Annotated in this window: 13 protein-coding genes; 10 read left to right on the top strand and 3 right to left on the bottom strand. The window is 65.4% G+C overall.

The window, feature by feature from the left end; all coding sequences use genetic code 11:
- Positions 1–14: 14 nt before the first annotated feature.
- Positions 15–2,285: an ATP-dependent Clp protease ATP-binding subunit ClpA gene (gene clpA / locus AAFN46_RS06300; RefSeq protein WP_347807834.1), complete on the bottom strand. Its 2,271-nt coding sequence runs from the start codon at positions 2,283–2,285 to the stop codon at positions 15–17.
- A 30-nt stretch (positions 2,286–2,315) separates the two neighbouring features.
- Positions 2,316–2,678, bottom strand: coding sequence for an ATP-dependent Clp protease adapter ClpS (gene clpS / locus AAFN46_RS06305; RefSeq protein WP_347807835.1), 363 nt, complete (start codon positions 2,676–2,678; stop codon positions 2,316–2,318).
- Between the two features lie 228 nt (positions 2,679–2,906).
- On the opposite strand from clpS, the gene cspD reads away from it, so the two are divergent.
- Positions 2,907–3,170 (top strand): cold shock domain-containing protein CspD, encoded by a 264-nt coding sequence (gene cspD, locus AAFN46_RS06310; RefSeq protein WP_347807836.1) that lies wholly within the window; start codon positions 2,907–2,909, stop codon positions 3,168–3,170.
- Positions 3,171–3,231: 61 nt separating this feature from the next.
- On the opposite strand, the gene icd is transcribed toward cspD, so the two are convergent.
- Complete coding sequence (icd, locus tag AAFN46_RS06315) at positions 3,232–4,488, bottom strand: NADP-dependent isocitrate dehydrogenase (protein WP_347807837.1); 1,257 nt, start codon at positions 4,486–4,488, stop codon at positions 3,232–3,234.
- A 300-nt stretch (positions 4,489–4,788) separates the two neighbouring features.
- On the opposite strand from icd, the gene AAFN46_RS06320 reads away from it, so the two are divergent.
- From AAFN46_RS06320 to AAFN46_RS06360, 9 genes are all read left to right on the top strand, one after another.
- Positions 4,789–5,250, top strand: a complete 462-nt coding sequence (locus AAFN46_RS06320) for an NUDIX hydrolase (protein WP_347807838.1) — start codon at positions 4,789–4,791, stop codon at positions 5,248–5,250.
- 66 nt (positions 5,251–5,316) lie between these two features.
- Positions 5,317–6,435 carry a tRNA 2-thiouridine(34) synthase MnmA gene (mnmA, locus tag AAFN46_RS06325; protein WP_347807839.1) on the top strand — a complete coding sequence of 373 codons (1,119 nt, stop codon included), beginning with the start codon at positions 5,317–5,319 and terminating at the stop codon, positions 6,433–6,435.
- On the top strand, positions 6,432–7,052 hold the full coding sequence (gene hflD, locus AAFN46_RS06330) for a high frequency lysogenization protein HflD (protein ID WP_347807840.1): 621 nt from the start codon (positions 6,432–6,434) through the stop codon (positions 7,050–7,052). The genes mnmA and hflD overlap by 4 nt, the downstream gene beginning before the upstream one ends.
- A gap of 1 nt (position 7,053) precedes the next feature.
- Positions 7,054–7,932, top strand: a complete 879-nt coding sequence (locus tag AAFN46_RS06335) for a DMT family transporter (RefSeq protein WP_347807841.1) — start codon at positions 7,054–7,056, stop codon at positions 7,930–7,932.
- Between the two features lie 123 nt (positions 7,933–8,055).
- Positions 8,056–9,426, top strand: coding sequence for an adenylosuccinate lyase (purB, locus tag AAFN46_RS06340; protein WP_347807842.1), 1,371 nt, complete (start codon positions 8,056–8,058; stop codon positions 9,424–9,426).
- Positions 9,427–9,504: 78 nt separating this feature from the next.
- The gene (locus tag AAFN46_RS06345) at positions 9,505–10,671 is read left to right on the top strand and encodes a cupin domain-containing protein (RefSeq protein ID WP_347807843.1); all 1,167 of its coding nucleotides are present in this window, start codon (positions 9,505–9,507) and stop codon (positions 10,669–10,671) included.
- A complete protein-coding gene (locus tag AAFN46_RS06350; RefSeq protein ID WP_347807844.1) occupies positions 10,658–11,089 on the top strand; it encodes a GNAT family N-acetyltransferase in 432 nt (143 codons plus the stop codon). The genes AAFN46_RS06345 and AAFN46_RS06350 overlap by 14 nt, the downstream gene beginning before the upstream one ends.
- 9 nt (positions 11,090–11,098) lie before the next feature.
- Positions 11,099–11,731: a histone acetyltransferase HPA2 gene (locus AAFN46_RS06355; RefSeq protein ID WP_347807845.1), complete on the top strand. Its 633-nt coding sequence runs from the start codon at positions 11,099–11,101 to the stop codon at positions 11,729–11,731.
- Positions 11,728–12,537, top strand: coding sequence for a secretin N-terminal domain-containing protein (locus AAFN46_RS06360; protein ID WP_347807846.1), 810 nt, complete (start codon positions 11,728–11,730; stop codon positions 12,535–12,537). The genes AAFN46_RS06355 and AAFN46_RS06360 overlap by 4 nt, the downstream gene beginning before the upstream one ends.
- The last annotated feature ends 202 nt before the right edge of the window (positions 12,538–12,739 follow it).

Consider the following 12,739-nt stretch of genomic DNA (forward strand, 5'->3'; position numbering starts at 1 on the left):
CGTTTGCCTGCCGATCAAGCCGGCTCGGCCGTGGTCTCGAACTCGAAATGCAGCTCGCCGTTTTCGAGGTCGACATGCACCAGGCCGCCGTGCTCGGCCAGCTCGCCGAACAGGATCTCCTCGGCCAGAGGCCGCTTGATCTTGTCCTGGATCAGCCGCGCCATCGGCCGCGCGCCCATCTGCACGTCGTAGCCACGCTCCGCCAGCCAGCCACGCGCCGCGTCGCTGACCTCCAGCTGCACGCGCTTGTCCTCCAGCTGCGCCTGCAGCTCGGTGAGGAACTTGTCGACGATGCTCTTGATGGTCTCGTGACTCAGGCGGCCGAACTGGATGATGGTATCCAGGCGGTTGCGGAACTCTGGCGTGAAGCTCTTCTTGATCACTTCCATGGCGTCGGACGAATGGTCCTGCTGGGTGAAGCCGATCGACGCCCGCGCCGCGGTTTCCGCCCCGGCGTTGGTGGTCATGATCAGGATCACGTTGCGGAAGTCCGCCTTGCGCCCGTTGTTGTCGGTCAGGGTGCCGTGGTCCATCACCTGCAACAGCAGATTAAAGACTTCCGGGTGGGCCTTCTCGATCTCGTCCAGCAGCAGCACGCAGTGCGGCTGCTTGGTGATGGCCTCGGTCAGCAAGCCGCCCTGGTCGAAACCGACATAACCGGGTGGCGCACCGATCAGGCGCGACACAGTGTGGCGCTCCATGTACTCGGACATGTCGAAACGCACCAGCTCGATGCCCATGGCCTTGGCCAGCTGACGAGCGGCCTCGGTCTTGCCGACGCCGGTCGGGCCGGCGAAGAGGAAAGAGCCGACCGGCTTGTCCGGCGCCTTGAGCCCGGCCCGGGACAGCTTGATCGCGGTGGACAGCGAATCGATCGCCGTATCCTGGCCGAACACGGTGAGCTTGAGGTCGCGCTCCAGGTTGCGCAGCAGCTCCTTGTCCGAGCTGCTGACGTGCTTCGGCGGAATCCGCGCGATCTTCGCCACTATGTCCTCGACCTGGGCCACCTCGATGCGCTTGGCGCGCTTCTCCTCCGGCTGCAGGCGCTGGTAGGCGCCGGCCTCGTCGATCACGTCGATGGCCTTGTCCGGCATGTGCCGGTCGTTGATGTAGCGCGCCGCCAGCTCGGCCGCCGCACGCAGGGCCTCGTCGCTGTACTCGATATGGTGGTGCTGCTCGAAGCGCGCCTTGAGCCCCTTGAGGATGCCCACGGTGTCCTCGACCGAGGGCTCGCTGACATCGACCTTCTGGAAGCGCCGCGCCAGGGCGCGATCCTTCTCGAAGATGCCGCGGAACTCCTGGAAGGTGGTCGAGCCGATGCAGCGAATCTCACCGGACGACAGCAGCGGCTTGAGCAGATTGGAGGCGTCCATCACCCCACCGGAGGCCGCGCCGGCGCCGATGATGGTGTGGATCTCGTCGATGAACAGGATGGCGTGCGGGCGCTTGCGCAGCTCGTTGAGCAGCGCCTTGAAGCGCTTCTCGAAGTCGCCGCGGTACTTGGTGCCCGCCAGCAGCGCGCCGAGATCGAGGGAGTAGACCACGCTGTCGGCCAGCAGGTCCGGCACCTGCTCGTCGACGATGCGCTTGGCCAGGCCCTCGGCGATGGCGGTCTTGCCGACACCGGCCTCGCCGACCAGCAGCGGGTTGTTCTTGCGTCGCCGGGCGAGGATCTGTGCCACCCGCTCGACCTCATGCTCACGCCCGACCAGCGGATCGATGCGACCCAGGCGCGCCAACTCGTTGAGGTTGCTGGCGTAGGCGTCGAGCGGATTGCCGGAGGGCGAGGAGTCGCCCCCCTCGTCGTCCTGCATCTCCTGCTCGCTCTCGTGATGCTCGGCATGCCCCGGCACCTTGGAGATGCCGTGGGCGATGTAGTTGACCACGTCGATGCGCGCCACGCTCTGCTGCTTGAGCAGGAACACGGCCTGGCTTTCCTGCTCGCTGAAGATGGCGACCAGCACGTTGGCGCCGGTCACCTCGCGCTTGCCGGAGCTCTGCACATGGAACACGGCGCGCTGCAGCACGCGCTGGAAACCCAGGGTCGGCTGGGTCTCGCGCTCTTCGTCGTGCTGCGGAATCAGGGGGGTCGTGGAGTCGATGAACTCCTGCAGATCATGTCGGAGCTTATCCAGGTTGGCGCCGCAGGCGCGCAGTACGGTCGCTGCAGCCTCGTTGTCCAGCAAAGCAAGAAGCAGGTGCTCGACCGTCATGAACTCATGGCGCTTGGCACGTGCCTCCTTGAAGGCCAGATTGAGGGTGACTTCCAGCTCTCGATTCAACATAGCTTCACCTCTTACCCAAGCGGGACGGCGTTAACCGTCCTTCTCTATCTCACAGAGTAGCGGATGCTGGCTCTCCCGAGCGTACTGGTTGACCTGCATCGCCTTGGTCTCTGCGATGTCGCGGGTGAACACCCCGCAGATCGCCTTGCCCTCTGTATGCACGGTGAGCATGACCTTGGTGGCCAGCTCCCGATTCATGCCGAAGAACAGCTCCAGCACCTCGACCACGAAATCCATCGGCGTGTAATCGTCGTTGAACATCAGCACCTTATACATGGGCGGTGCCTGCAACTTCGGCTTCGCTTCCTGCACTGCCAGGCCGGTGGAATCGTCCTCATGCTCGACGGGGCGATCCTGATTGAATGTTAGTCGAATCTGGCTGCGTGAATGCATGCTGAACTGATGGGATAGTGATAGGTGGGAGTTCGATGGCAGAGGGATTTTGACAGGCTTCTCAGCCTCCCGTCTGCGCACCTTGACTAAAGGCGAAACGGTGTTACAAACAGTGAATACCCTATCGGGTATCGGGGTTCCGCGGCTGCGCCCAAACGGCCGAAGTCGGACGTGGAGCTGAAGTGGATGATACTCCAGTGATGGAGTCCTTTGCAGAGGGATGTCAGCATGCTTAGCGGTAAGGTCAAGTGGTTCAACAACGCCAAGGGCTACGGCTTCATCGTCGCCGACGGCCGAGATGAGGACCTGTTCGCCCACTACTCGGCTATCCAGATGGACGGCTACAAGACTCTCAAGGCCGGCCAAGCGGTCAAATTCGATATTCTGCAGGGCCCCAAGGGCCTGCATGCGGTGAATATCAGTCCGATTCTGGTAACCAGTGAATCCCCGGCGGCCATCAGCTCGCCGCAAAACACTCCAGCGGAAGCCTGAAAAGAGCCAAAATGAAAAAGGCCGGTCAGATGACCGGCCTTTTCGTTTACCGCTCGTCGCCTTACATGTGAGCGATGATGGCATCACCGAACTGCGAGCAGGACAACAGCTTGGCACCGTCCATCAGACGCTCGAAGTCGTAGGTCACGGTCTTCGCGGCGATGGCACCGTTGGTGCCCTTGATGATCAGGTCGGCAGCTTCCAGCCAGCCCATGTGGCGCAGCATCATCTCGGCGGAGAGGATGACCGAGCCCGGGTTGACCTTGTCCTGGCCGGCGTACTTCGGCGCGGTGCCGTGAGTGGCCTCGAACATGGCCACGGTGTCGGACAGGTTGGCGCCCGGCGCGATGCCGATTCCGCCCACCTCGGCCGCCAGGGCGTCGGACAGATAGTCACCGTTCAGGTTCAGGGTGGCGATCACATCGTACTCGGCCGGACGCAGCAGGATCTGCTGCAGCATGGCGTCGGCGATGGCGTCCTTCACCACGATGGTCTTGCCGGTGTTCGGGTTCTTGAACTGCATCCACGGGCCGCCGTCCAGCAGCTCGGCGCCGAACTCGTCGCGCGCCACCTCGTAGCCCCACTCCTTGAAGGCACCTTCGGTGAACTTCATGATGTTGCCCTTGTGAACGATGGTCACCGAGCTGCGATCGTTGTCCACGGCGTACTGCAGGGCCTTGCGCACCAGGCGCTTGGTGCCGTCCAGGGAAACCGGCTTGACGCCGATGCCGCAGTTCTCGGTGAAGCGGATCTTCTTGACGCCCATTTCCTCGGTGAGGAACTTGATGACCTTCTCGGCCTCGGGCGAACCGGCCTTCCACTCGACGCCGGCGTAGATGTCCTCGGAGTTCTCGCGGAAGATGCACATGTCCACGTCACCCGGCTTCTTCACCGGGCTCGGCACGCCTTCGAACCAACGCACCGGACGCTGGCAGACATACAGATCCAGCTCCTGACGCAGGGCCACGTTGAGGGAGCGAATGCCGCCACCGACCGGAGTGGTCAGCGGGCCCTTGATGGACACGACGTAGTCGCGCACGGCTTCCAGGGTTTCCTTCGGCAGCCAGGTGTCCTGGTCGTAGACCTGGGTGGCTTTCTCGCCGGCATACACTTCCATCCAGGCGATCTTGCGCTGGCCGGCGTAGGCCTTCTCGACGGCAGCGTCGACGACCTTGATCATCACCGGGCTGATATCGACACCGATACCGTCACCCTCGATGAACGGAATGATCGGGTTGTTCGGTACATTCAGGGACATGTCGGCGTTGACAGTGATCTTCTCGCCGCTCGCAGGCACCTGGATCTTCTGGTATCCCATGCTGGACTCCGTTTGTTTTCGTGGTCTGACAATCCACCGCACGGGTAGCGCGGCAGACGATACATCTGGATCTCGGAAAGGTGTCGCATTCTTGTAGTTTTTCTACAGAAAGTCACGCACTTTTAACCGTTTACCGGCGCCTCTGCCCCGGCTTAGACTGCTCGAATCCTGGCCTCGGGCCATTCTTGTAGTCAAACTACAGGGCCGCTACAGAGCGGCACCGACCGGGCGCTTTCAAGCCTAGCAGCTCGCCCCGGGATTGCCCGAGCCCCGCCGCCATTTGCCTGCATGGAGCCCCCTATGCGCTTCACCCCACACGTTACCGTCGCCACCGTTGTCGAGGACCGCGGACGCTTCCTGCTGGTCGAGGAACTGGCCGGCGGCCAGGCGGTATTTAACCAGCCTGCCGGCCACTTGGAAGCCGACGAAAGTCTGATCGAGGCGGCCCTGCGCGAGACCCTGGAAGAAACCGGCTGGCAGGTGGAGCTGACCGCCGTCACCGGCATCTACCTGTACACCGCGCCGAGCAACGGCGTGACCTACCAGCGCGTGTGCTTCGCCGCCAAGCCGCTGCGCCACCTGCCGGAGTCGCCCCTGGACGAAGGCATCATCGGCCCACGCTGGCTGACCCGCGACGAGCTGGCCGCCCAGCCCGAGCGCTGGCGCAGCGAACTGGTGCTGCGCTGCATCGACGATTACCTGGCCGGGGCACGCCACGACCTCAGCCTGATCCGCACCCCGGCCGATCGCGGCCCGGCCTGATTCGCCGCGCGGGGCCCGCTCCTGATAGAATCGCCAGCTTTCCGCAGTCACCCTTCTCGAACTCCCATGCGCGAACCAGCCAATACCCGAGTGATCGTCGGCATGTCCGGCGGCGTCGACTCCTCCGTTTCCGCCCTGCTGCTGCTCGAGCAGGGCTACCAGGTGGAAGGCCTGTTCATGAAGAACTGGGAGGAGGACGACGGCACCGAATACTGCACCGCCATGGCCGACCTGGCCGACGCCCAGGCCGTGTGCGACCGCATCGGCATCAAGCTGCACACCGCCAACTTCGCCGCGGAATACTGGGACAACGTGTTCGAGCACTTCCTCGCCGAATACAAGGCCGGGCGCACGCCGAACCCCGACATCCTGTGCAACCGCGAGATCAAGTTCAAAGCCTTCCTCGACTACGCCCTCAGCCTCGGCGCCGATCTGATCGCCACCGGCCACTACGTGCGCCGCCGCGATATCGACGACCGCAGCGAACTGCTCAAGGGCCTCGACCCGAACAAGGACCAGAGCTACTTCCTGCACGCCGTCGGCGGCGAGCAGATCGGCCGCACCCTGTTCCCGGTCGGCGAGCTGGAGAAGCCGCAGGTACGCGCCATCGCCGAGAAGTACGCGCTGGCCACCGCCAAGAAGAAGGACTCGACCGGCATCTGCTTCATCGGCGAGCGCCGCTTCAGTGATTTCCTCAAGCAGTACCTGCCGGCCCAGCCGGGCAATATCGAGACCACCGAGGGCAAGGTGATCGGCCGGCACGTCGGCCTGATGTACCACACCATCGGCCAGCGCCAGGGCCTCGGCATCGGCGGTATGAAGGACGCCGGCGACGAGCCCTGGTACGTGCTGCACAAGGATCTCACCCGCAACGTGCTGATCGTCGGCCAGGGCAACGACCATCCCTGGCTGTTCTCCCGCGCCCTGCTCGCCTCGGACATCTACTGGGTCAACCCCGTCGATCTGTCCAGCCCGCGCCGTTTGACCGCCAAGGTGCGCTATCGCCAGGCCGACCAGGCCTGCACCCTGGAAAAGACCGCGAACGGCTACCGCGCCCTGTTCGACGAGCCGCAGCGCGCCGTCACCCCGGGCCAGTCCGTGGTGTTCTATGACGGCGAAATCTGCCTCGGCGGCGGCGTGATCGAGGTCGCCGAACCCTGCGCCGAAGGAGCACCGCGCGCATGAGCCCGACCCAGGAACAGCTGATCGCACTCTCTGCCGTATTCCAGGCCGCCAGCCTGGTGGACAAGCTGGCCCGCACCGGCCAGGTCGGCGACGCCCAGCTCGGCTGCCTGCTCGGCAGCCTGCTGGTACGCGACCCGAAGAGCACGCTGGAAGTCTACGGCGGCGACGACCTCAACCTGCGCGAGGGTTACAAGGCCCTGGTCGGCGCCCTGGAGCGCAGCCCGGCCAGCCTGCAGCGCGAACCGCTGCGCTACGCCCTGGCCCTGCTCGGCCTGGAGCGCCAGCTGGCCAAGCGCGACGACATGCTGCAAGTGATCGGCAGCCGCCTGGACCAGATCCAGAACCAGGTCGAGCACTTCGGCCCGACCCACGACAACGTGGTGGCCGCCTGCGGCAGCCTGTACCAGGACACCATCAGCACCTTCCGCCAGCGCATCCAGGTGCATGGCGACATGCGCTTCCTGCAGCAACCGGCCGTGGCTTCCAAGGTCCGCGCCCTGCTGCTCACCGGCATCCGCTCGGCTCGCCTGTGGCGCCAGCTCGGTGGCCACCGCTGGCAGCTGGTGTTCAGCCGCGGCAAGCTGCTCAAGGAACTCTACCCGCTGCTGCGGAGCTGACATGAACCCGCCCAGCCGCAGCGTCAGACCCGTGCAGGGCGCCCTGCTGCTGGCGCTCTCCGCCCTGCTCTTTTCCCTGATGGGCGTAGGCATCCGCGAGGTGTCCGGCGGCGTCAACAACGAGTCGGTGGTGTTCTTCCGCAACCTGGTCGGCGTGCTGTTCTTTCTACCGCTGGTCGCCCTCAAGGGCACCGGCCCGCTGAGGACAGGCCGGATAAAATCGCATCTGTGGCGCACCGGCTACGGCCTGGCGGCGATGTACTGCTTCTTCTACGCCATCGCCCACCTGCCGCTGGCCGACGCCATGCTCTTCACCTATTCGGCGCCGGTGTTCACCCCAGTACTAGCCTGGTGGCTGCTCAAGGAGCCGCTGACCCGGCGCATGCTGCTCACTACCGGCATCGGCCTGGTCGGTGTGCTGCTGGTGGCCAAGCCCAGCCAGGCGCTGTTCGACAGCCAGGCCCTGGTCGGCCTGGCGGCCAGCATCCTGGCGGCCTTCGCCTTCGTGTCCATTCGCGAGATGAGCGATACCGAGCCGGCCTTCCGCATCGTCTTCTACTTCTCGCTGTTCAGCGCACTGATTTCCGCCGTGCCGCTGACCTGGGCCTGGCAGCCACTGGACCAGCACCAGCTCGGCCTGCTGCTGGGCATCGGCCTGCTCGCCACGGTGAGCCAGATCGTCATGTCCAAGGCCTACGCCCTGGCGCCGCCCGGCCTGATCGGCCCCATCGCCTACCTGGCCATCGTCTTCGCCGGCCTTATCGCCTGGCTGCGCTGGGGCGAGATGCCGGACGTCACCTCGCTGATCGGCGCGGCGCTGATCTTCGCCGCCAGCCTGCTCGCAATCAGCCGCAAGCCCCAAGCTGCAAGCCGCAAGTAAGAGCAAAAGCACTCCTGCGCCGAGCCACGCTTCTACTTGAAGCTTGCAACTTGCGGCTTAAAGCTGCTCTTTCGTGTATGATGTGCGCCCTTTTCGTTGACCGACCTGCCCGAGAACGCCTCCATGCAGCTTTCCTCGCTCACCGCGGTGTCCCCCGTCGATGGCCGCTACGCCGGCAAAACCAGCGCCCTGCGCCCGATCTTCAGCGAATACGGCCTGATCCGCTTCCGCGTGATGGTCGAAGTACGCTGGCTGCAGCGCCTGGCCGCCCATGAAGGCGTCGCCGAAGTCGCGCCCTTCTCCGCCGAGGCCAACGCCCTGCTCAACGAGCTGGCCGAGAACTTCGCCGTCGAGCACGCCGAACGCGTGAAGGAAATCGAGCGCACCACCAACCACGACGTCAAAGCCGTGGAGTACCTGCTCAAGGAGCAGGCCGCCAAGCTGCCGGAACTGGCCGCGGTCAGCGAATTTATCCACTTCGCTTGCACATCCGAAGATATCAACAACCTGTCCCACGCCCTGATGCTGCGCGAGGGCCGCGACAGCGTTCTGCTGCCGCTGATGAAGCAGATCGCCGGCGCCATTCGCGAGCTGGCCGTCAAGTTCGCCGGCGTGCCGATGTTGTCGCGCACCCACGGCCAGCCGGCCTCGCCGACCACCCTCGGCAAGGAACTGGCCAACGTGGTCTACCGCCTGGAGCGCCAGATCGCCCAGGTCGCCGCCGTGCCGCTGCTGGGCAAGATCAACGGCGCCGTAGGCAACTACAACGCTCACCTGTCCGCCTACCCGCAGATCGACTGGGAGGCCAACGCCAAGCAGTTCATCGAAGGCGACCTGGGCCTCTCGTGGAACCCCTACACCACCCAGATCGAGCCGCACGACTATATCGCCGAGCTGTTCGACGCCATCGCCCGCTTCAACACCATCCTCATCGACTTCGACCGCGACGTGTGGGGCTACATCTCCCTCGGCTACTTCAAGCAGAAGACCGTGGCCGGCGAGATCGGCTCCTCGACCATGCCGCACAAGGTCAACCCGATCGACTTCGAGAACTCCGAAGGCAATCTGGGCATCGCCAACGCGATCTTCCAGCACCTGGCCAGCAAGCTGCCGATCTCGCGCTGGCAGCGTGACCTGACCGACTCCACCGTGCTGCGCAACCTCGGCGTCGGCTTCGCCCACAGCGTCATCGCCTACGAGGCCAGCCTCAAGGGCATCGGCAAGCTGGAACTGAACGAGGCGCGCATCGCCGAAGACCTGGACGCCTGCTGGGAAGTCCTGGCCGAGCCGATCCAGACCGTGATGCGCCGCTACGCCATCGAGAATCCCTACGAGAAGCTCAAGGAGCTGACCCGCGGCAAGGGCATCAGCCCCGAGGCCCTGCTCAGCTTCATCGACGGCCTGGACATGCCGGCAGCCGCCAAGGAGGAGCTCAAGCAGCTCACCCCGGCCCGCTACATCGGCAACGCCGTCGCCCAGGCCAAGCGCATCTGAGCGCCACCAGCCCCGCCAACGCCCGGCTGAGCCGGGCGTTTTTGTTTTAGCCATTTCATCTCTTTCAAGGGCTTAGCCATGAATCCTGATACTCCCCTGCAGCTGCTGGGCGGCCTGACTCCCCGCGAGTTCCTGCGCGACTACTGGCAGCAGAAGCCCCTGCTGATCCGCCAGGCCATTCCCGGCTTCGAGAGCCCGATCACCGCCGACGAGCTGGCCGGCCTGGCCTTGGAAGAGGAAGTCGAGTCGCGCCTGGTGCTGGAGCACGGCGCCCACCCCTGGGAACTGCGCCGCGGCCCCTTCGCCGAGGACACCTTCAGCCAGCTGCCGGAGCGCGACTGGACCCTGCTGGTACAGGCCGTCGACCAGTTCGTGCCGGAAGTGGCCGAGGTGCTCAAGGACTTCGGCTTCCTGCCCAGCTGGCGCATCGACGATCTGATGATCAGCTTCGCCGCGCCGGGCGGCAGCGTCGGCCCGCACTTCGACAACTACGACGTGTTCCTGCTGCAAGCCGAAGGCCAGCGCCGCTGGAAGATCGGCCAGATGTGCGACGCCGACAGCAAGCTGCTGGCGCACGCCGACCTGCGCATCCTTGCCGAGTTCGAGCAGACCGACGAATGGGTGCTGGAGCCCGGCGACATGCTCTACCTGCCGCCACGCCTGGCCCACCATGGCATCGCCGAGGACGACTGCATGACCTACTCGGTCGGCTTCCGCGCACCGAGCGCGGCCGAGGTGCTGACCCACTTCACCGACTTTCTCGCCCAGTTCCTGCCGGACGAGGAGCGCTACAGCGACGCCGGCATGGCGCCGAGCAGCGACCCGCACCAGATCCAGCAGGACGCCCTCGACCGCCTCAAGGCGCTGCTGACCGAGCACATGAGCGACGAACGCCTGCTGCTCACCTGGTTCGGCCAGTTCATGACCGAGCCGCGCTACCCCGAGCTGGTCAACGGCCCCGAAATAGCCGAAGACGAGTTCCTCGGCGCCCTGCAAGACGGCGCCGTGCTGGTACGCAACCCCAGCGCCCGCCTGGCCTGGAGCGAGGTGGACGTCGGCCTGGTGCTGTTCGCCAGCGGCCAGAGCCGCCTGCTGCCGGCGCACCTCAAGGAGCTGCTGCGCCTGATCTGCGCCGCCGAGGCTCTGCACGGCGATAACCTGGCGCCTTGGTTGGCCGACGAAGACGGGCGTACACTGGTGCGTGAACTGGTCCAGCAAGGAAGTTTGGAGTTTGCTGATGAGTGAGATTCACGTCCGCCTCGCCCACTGGCAGAAGGACAATGCCGACCTGCGGCGCATCCGCGAGGCGGTGTTCATCGCCGAACAGGCGGTGCCCGCCGAACTCGAATGGGATGACGAGGACATCGATGCCGTGCATTTCCTCGCCTGCGAGGGCGACTACCCGATCGGCACCGCGCGCCTGCTGGCCGACGGCCAGATCGGCCGGGTCTCGGTGCTCAAGGACTGGCGCGGCCTGAAGGTCGGTGAGGCGCTGATGCGCGCCGCCATCGAGGCCGCCGAGCAACGTGGCCAGCGCGAGCAGAGGCTCAGCGCCCAGGTGCACGCCAGCGCCTTCTACGAGCGACTGGGCTTCCGCATCGAGGGCGACGAGTACCTCGAGGCCGGCATCCCCCACGTGATGATGGTGCGGCATAGCGATTAGGACGGCAGCATGAGCGACGAAAACGCCCCGCACGACGAGAACCAACCGGAACTGCCGGCCATCGAATTCCAGTCGCCGGGGCGTTTTTCCGTGCACAACCCCGACAACCAGCCAGCCGTCACCAGCGAACCGCGCGAACCCGCCCCCTTCGCCCTTGGCGGCCATTCGCACCTGGAGCGCTTCGGCCGCCCGGACGAGGCCCAGGCCCACGCCCTGGCCCTGCTGCAACAGGCTCACAACAACCTGTGCCTGTACAGCCCCGACCTGGAAGCCTGGCTGTACAACCACAGCAGCGTGCAGGACGCCTGTACGCGCCTGCTCCTAGCCAGCCCGAAGAACCGCATGCGCATCCTGCTGCGCGACGTCGGCACGCCGCTGCGCCAGGGCCACCGCCTGCTCAACCTGGCCAAGCGCATCACCAGCAACCTGCAGGTGCGCAAGATCAACCCGGACCACCCCGGCGAGACCGGCGCCTATCTGCTGGTCGACGACCGCGGCCTGCTGCTGCGCGAAACGCCCGAGCTGTACGCCGGCTACGCCCTGTACAACGACCCCGGACGGGTTCGCCAACGCCAGGCGCAGTTCGACGAGGCCTGGGACCTGAGCCTGACCGACCCCGACCTACGGAGCTTCCTGCTATGACCCTGCGCGCCTGCCTGCTCGCCCTCTCGCTCGGCCTCAGCCTGCCGCTGCAGGCGGCCACCGAGCTGATCCAGCTCAACTACCGCATGGCCGACGATGTGCTGCCGCTGGTGCAGACCGCGCTGGACGGCCAGGGCAAGGCCAGCGCCTACGGCAACCAGCTGCTGATCAATGCCGCGCCCGACAAGATCGCCGAGATCCGCGACCTGCTCGGCCAACTGGACCGGGCGCCGCGGCGCCTGCTGATCAGCGTCGACACCCGCGAAAACAGCCTGGACGACGGCAGCGGCTACCGAGTCGACGGCAGCATCAGCGCCGGCGACGTCGAGGTGATCGCCGGGCGCGGCGAGATCCAGGGTCGAGATCAGGTGCGCATCATCCGCCGTTCCACCGACAGCCGCAGCGGCGGCACCCAGCAGGTGCAGGCCACCGAGGGCTACCCGGCGCTGATCCAGGTCGGCCAGAGCGTGCCGCTGACCAGCACCAGCGTCGGCCCCTACGGCCAGGTCTACCAGAACACCCAGTACCGCAACGTCAACCAGGGCTTCTACGTCACCGCCACCCTGGCCGGCGACCGGGTCAACCTCAGCATCAGCACCAGCAACGACCGGGTGAACCAGTACCAGCCCGGCGTCATCGACACCCAGAGCACCGACACCCGCGTCAGCGGCCGCCTGGGCGAATGGATTCCGCTGGGCGGCGTCAGCGAGCAGAGCCAGCGCAACGACTCCGGCTTCGCCCGCCACTACTCCACCCAGGGCAGCAGCGACATGAGCATGCGCATCAGGGTCGAGGCTCTCGACTGAAGCCGCACGACCATGTAGTCGCACAAAAAAAGCACTACAAAACGATTGACGAACGCTCGTTTGAAAGTGCATGATGACCCCGCTCCCGCTAGCCTGGGGTCCTGATTCAGGGCCTCCGGATCGCACCGACCCACCGTCGGGACGATCAGTGTCCTACCAGCCCAAAAGGCAGTTCGACGAGGTTGCGACTGGAACGAAGTTG

The sequence above is a fragment of the Pseudomonas sp. CAU 1711 genome (assembly GCF_039888625.1).
Classification (GTDB): domain Bacteria; phylum Pseudomonadota; class Gammaproteobacteria; order Pseudomonadales; family Pseudomonadaceae; genus Aquipseudomonas.

Excerpts from the sequence above, each read along its gene's own strand:
- clpA (WP_347807834.1), bottom strand. The coding sequence starts at position 2,285 with ATGTTGAATCGAGAGCTGGAAGTCACCCTCAATCTGGCCTTCAAGGAG.
- clpS (WP_347807835.1), bottom strand. The coding sequence starts at position 2,678 with ATGCATTCACGCAGCCAGATTCGACTAACATTCAATCAGGATCGCCCC.
- cspD (WP_347807836.1), top strand. The coding sequence starts at position 2,907 with ATGCTTAGCGGTAAGGTCAAGTGGTTCAACAACGCCAAGGGCTACGGC.
- icd (WP_347807837.1), bottom strand. The coding sequence starts at position 4,488 with ATGGGATACCAGAAGATCCAGGTGCCTGCGAGCGGCGAGAAGATCACT.
- AAFN46_RS06320 (WP_347807838.1), top strand. The coding sequence starts at position 4,789 with ATGCGCTTCACCCCACACGTTACCGTCGCCACCGTTGTCGAGGACCGC.
- mnmA (WP_347807839.1), top strand. The coding sequence starts at position 5,317 with ATGCGCGAACCAGCCAATACCCGAGTGATCGTCGGCATGTCCGGCGGC.
- hflD (WP_347807840.1), top strand. The coding sequence starts at position 6,432 with ATGAGCCCGACCCAGGAACAGCTGATCGCACTCTCTGCCGTATTCCAG.
- AAFN46_RS06335 (WP_347807841.1), top strand. The coding sequence starts at position 7,054 with ATGAACCCGCCCAGCCGCAGCGTCAGACCCGTGCAGGGCGCCCTGCTG.
- purB (WP_347807842.1), top strand. The coding sequence starts at position 8,056 with ATGCAGCTTTCCTCGCTCACCGCGGTGTCCCCCGTCGATGGCCGCTAC.
- AAFN46_RS06345 (WP_347807843.1), top strand. The coding sequence starts at position 9,505 with ATGAATCCTGATACTCCCCTGCAGCTGCTGGGCGGCCTGACTCCCCGC.
- AAFN46_RS06355 (WP_347807845.1), top strand. The coding sequence starts at position 11,099 with ATGAGCGACGAAAACGCCCCGCACGACGAGAACCAACCGGAACTGCCG.
- AAFN46_RS06360 (WP_347807846.1), top strand. The coding sequence starts at position 11,728 with ATGACCCTGCGCGCCTGCCTGCTCGCCCTCTCGCTCGGCCTCAGCCTG.